The organism is Acinetobacter sp. YH16052 (assembly GCF_013417155.1).
In the GTDB taxonomy this organism is placed as follows: Bacteria; Pseudomonadota; Gammaproteobacteria; order Pseudomonadales; family Moraxellaceae; genus Acinetobacter.
The window spans coordinates 1-3,017 of the sequence record NZ_VPEO01000082.1 but is presented as its reverse complement, the minus strand read 5'-3'; the positions used below and the strand labels follow the sequence as shown (position 1 = coordinate 3,017).

Sequence of the window (3,017 nt, the reverse complement as noted above, 5' to 3'; positions counted from 1 at the left end):
CAATATGACACCGTTTACCTTGCTTATAGCACTAAAATTAATTAAGGTGTCATAGCATAATAAATAATACTGGTGCTTCATGAGAGAGTTAGTTGTAAAAGACAATGCCTTAATTAATGCAAGTTATAACTTAGATTTAGTAGAACAACGTTTAATTTTATTAGCTATTGTTGAGGCAAGAGAAAGTGGGAAAGGGATTAATGCTAATGATCCCTTAACTGTCCATGCAGAAAGCTATATCAATCAATTTGGCGTACATCGCAATACCGCTTATCAGGCATTAAAAGATGCCTGTAATGATTTGTTTGCAAGACAATTCAGCTATCAAAAAATAAATGAAAGAGGGAATATTGAGAACTATAGATCCCGTTGGGTTAGTGAAATTGGATATGTAGATAATGAAGCAGTGGTTAAGCTTATTTTTGCCCCTGCCATAGTTCCATTAATTACGCGCTTAGAAGAGCATTTTACTAAATACGAATTGCAGCAAGTTAGTAATCTCAGTAGTGCTTATGCTGTTCGTTTATATGAGTTATTAATTGCTTGGAGAAGTACGGGCTCTACTCCAATTATAGAGCTAAGTGATTTCCGTCAAAGAATTGGCGTACTCGATACTGAGTACAAGCGTATGGAACGCTTTAAAACTAGTGTACTTGAGCTCGCTATTAAACAAATTAACGAACATACAGATATCACAGTGAAGTATGAACAACACAAAAGAGGTCGATCAATTTCAGGATTTTCTTTTAACTTTAAACAGAAAAAGAAGGACAGCCCATCAATAGAAAGAGATCCGGATACTTTGGGTCTTTCTTCAAAGATGACCGATGCTCAACGGCATATGTTTGCAAATAAACTTTCCGAACTTCCTGAAATGGGTCGTTATTCCCAGGGAACTGAAAGCTATCCGCAATTTGCTATTCGTATTGCTGAGATGCTGCAAGACCCTGACCGAATAAAAGAACTATACCCATACCTAAAAAAAGTGGGATATATGCCATCAAATAAAAAGGACACCGTAAATGGCTAAGTTATCACTAAGTGAAGTATCTAAAAAATTCCATGTGGATAGATCAACCATTTACAGAGCTGTACGTAACGGACGTTTATCACGCTCCAATGATGGACAATTCGATCTAGCAGAAGTCATCCGATGCTTTGGAGAACCTGAGCAAACATCTCAAAAAATTGAATCATCTAAGCAAGAAGGTGATGAATCTACAAAAAAACTTATTGCCCATTTAGAAAATGAAGTCAAAAAATACCAAGAACGTGAAGAACGGTTAATGCAACAAATTGACCGTATGCAAACACTCATTGAGCTGAAAAGTGTTGCACCTGCCACAGCAGCACCACAACAAGATGCTACGGCATGCGACACCGACATGCCACAGCATGCGACAACACAACAAGACAATGATAATAAAAAGAATAATGAATTAAATATTGCAGAAAATGTGGCAGTGCCACAGCAAGAAACTACGGCATACCACACCCAAACGCTACAGCATGCCACGTTGCAAAATGTGGCAGTGCCACAACACAAAAAACGTGGCTTATTTGGCCGTGTGCTGAATGCTGTTTTTGATAATGACTAAGGGAGAGAGATCATGCCGAAACTGAAAGACATTGCCCTGGGAATTATTGTGGCCCCGCTGCTGATCCCGATCATGCTGATTGCATCGTACCAAGATAAAAAGGCACTGAAAAAAGAGCTGAATGAACGCCAAAAAGAAAAAGACCAGGCATCCTGATTATTCAATTGACCTAATCAAGATCGTGGAACATTGTTCACTTATTAAGCGTGGAACATGAAAAATCCACAAAAAAGCCCAACTCAGCTGAGTTGGGCTTTTCAATACGAAATAAACTATTGAATTAAAACAAATAATTTAGAGCATTTCGTATAATTGGTATTATGTTAATTTTAGAATCTCTTAGAAATGATTCACTTAATCTATAACCATTCTTTAATAATTAATACATTTATCCTAGAAAGATGAGTGCCCTAAAAGTGTAAAAAAATAGTCACAAAAATTTCAAAATAGCTCGATATTATTTAAATAAAATTTATACTAATACTTGATGTTGTATAAGCAAATATAGCTAATTACTTAAGTTAGCAGTACAAAACTTTATAAAATGGTGTTTTACAGAAATATTTACATTCTATAGCCTTTAGAATTTAGCTATAGCACCACAAAGTAGATGTATTTTTTGAAAATTTAATTAGATCAAGGAAAAATCATGAGAATAAATAAAATTAAAGATCATCAAAAGCGATTATTCTACTGATGAACTCTATAAAGAGGGTTACTCATTATTATACGGACAATAACGATGACTAGAATATTTATACTGATGTTCGTCGTTGGACTTTTGAGCGCTTGTCATAAGCCTTCATCAGCCGATCAGTCCAAGATACAAGAATTACAAGTGATGTCCTTTAGTGAGCAGACCTTGGCGCAATTTTCTTGGGAATTAATCGAGGCAACAAATGCTAATAGTGAACGTATAGATTCATTATTTCTGGCTTCAAAACCTGACCAACCTATCACGCTAAAATTTGCAGAAAAGATGCTGTATATTGGGAATTTGTTTTGTAATATAAATTCGATTGGTATTCATTTTAAGGGCAATCATTTATATGCTGAACAACCAATTGTTGCCACAATGATGGGCTGTCCTGATGATATCAACTTACGTGAAAGTACGATGATAGATATTCTGGTGAATGCTCCCACATTATATCTTCAATCTCGTAAGGGGCAGGCACAACTGCTTATAGAAACACAAAAAAAAGAGAAATTGATTTTTAAAGGTGTTCAAGTCAACAAGTAGTCTAAATTCTTGCAGTACACTGATGAAAATCATAAGGTAAAGTTAGATATGAGGAAGCCCAATCATTTAGTTGGGCTTCTTTGTTTAAATATAATTTTAAGAGCCGGTAACTTATTTTCTGTAAGTTCCCTTTTACTATTTTTCTTTTGAGTATTTTATTAATCTAATTCTTTTAC

The 3,017-nt window shown here is 35.2% G+C and carries 4 protein-coding genes; all 4 read left to right on the top strand.

Annotation, left to right across the window (positions count from 1 at the left end):
• Positions 1-79 precede the first annotated feature (79 nt).
• The 4 genes from repM to FTV42_RS15995 all read left to right on the top strand — a co-directional run bounded on the left by repM (position 80) and on the right by FTV42_RS15995 (position 2,841).
• Complete coding sequence (gene repM / locus FTV42_RS16010; RefSeq protein WP_002011663.1) at positions 80-1,030, top strand: replication initiation protein RepM; 951 nt, start codon at positions 80-82, stop codon at positions 1,028-1,030.
• Positions 1,023-1,598, top strand: a complete 576-nt coding sequence (locus FTV42_RS16005) for a plasmid replication DNA-binding protein (RefSeq protein WP_180039190.1) — start codon at positions 1,023-1,025, stop codon at positions 1,596-1,598. The genes repM and FTV42_RS16005 overlap by 8 nt, the downstream gene beginning before the upstream one ends.
• A 12-nt stretch (positions 1,599-1,610) precedes the next feature.
• On the top strand, positions 1,611-1,754 hold the full coding sequence (locus FTV42_RS16000) for a hypothetical protein (protein ID WP_001125248.1): 144 nt from the start codon (positions 1,611-1,613) through the stop codon (positions 1,752-1,754).
• A 586-nt stretch (positions 1,755-2,340) separates the two neighbouring features.
• Entirely contained in the window at positions 2,341-2,841 is a 501-nt protein-coding gene (locus FTV42_RS15995; RefSeq protein ID WP_074163995.1) for an META domain-containing protein, read from the top strand.
• The last annotated feature ends 176 nt before the right edge of the window (positions 2,842-3,017 follow it).

What these genes read in the sequence shown, in the direction of transcription:
- repM (WP_002011663.1), top strand. Translation starts at nt 80, where the DNA reads ATGAGAGAGTTAGTTGTAAAAGACAATGCCTTAATTAATGCAAGTTAT.
- FTV42_RS16005 (WP_180039190.1), top strand. Translation starts at nt 1,023, where the DNA reads ATGGCTAAGTTATCACTAAGTGAAGTATCTAAAAAATTCCATGTGGAT.
- FTV42_RS16000 (WP_001125248.1), top strand. Translation starts at nt 1,611, where the DNA reads ATGCCGAAACTGAAAGACATTGCCCTGGGAATTATTGTGGCCCCGCTG.
- FTV42_RS15995 (WP_074163995.1), top strand. Translation starts at nt 2,341, where the DNA reads ATGACTAGAATATTTATACTGATGTTCGTCGTTGGACTTTTGAGCGCT.